This is a genomic window from Streptobacillus canis, assembly GCF_009733925.1.
Lineage (GTDB): Bacteria > Fusobacteriota > Fusobacteriia > Fusobacteriales > Leptotrichiaceae > Streptobacillus > Streptobacillus canis.
Genome location: NZ_WOEI01000064.1, coordinates 1 through 522 on the forward strand (window position 1 = coordinate 1; position 522 = coordinate 522).

The window sequence follows — 522 nt, forward strand, 5'->3', positions numbered from 1 at the left end:
AAGATAATATTTTCAAAATTATGTATAAATCTATGACTTAATAGATCTAATATATCTTGTTTATTTAAATTTTCTTGATAATTAAAATCAAAATCATCTATACCTTTATCTGTAAGTTTTAATAAAGTATCTACAAAAGATAAATTATTTGTATTAAATTCTTCTATTACTCTGTCTAAATTAGAACCTATTTCTTTTAATTTAAGATATTCAAAATTATCTATTAATCTTTGGTATGTTGTTTTTTCCATGTCACTCCTATCATAGCTAAATTATTTTTTGTTATTTCTTCTATTTTATTATCATTGAATTTAAGTGTTGTTTTCATCAATTCTTTGTAATGTGCTTCATAGTAATTTATGTTATTTTCAGAAATATGATGAATTGTTATTAAATTTGTGCTACAATACATGTATAATATATCATCTATTTGTTGCACATCAATAATTTTACCTATATATTTAGATGGTACTGAATATTTCTTTTTATGGTAAGTTATTAAAGATGAATTATCAACTTTTA

1 protein-coding gene and 1 pseudogene are annotated in these 522 nt (G+C 19.9%); both read right to left on the bottom strand.

Going from position 1 to position 522, the window contains the following annotated elements; all coding sequences use genetic code 11:
- A pseudogene (locus GM111_RS08090) lies at nucleotides 1–251 on the bottom strand (hypothetical protein); the annotation flags it as partial.
- On the bottom strand, nucleotides 224–522 hold a 299-nt coding region (locus GM111_RS08330; RefSeq protein ID WP_408022644.1), incomplete at its 5' end, for a Mu transposase domain-containing protein. The gene GM111_RS08330 and the pseudogene GM111_RS08090, both read right to left, overlap by 28 nt.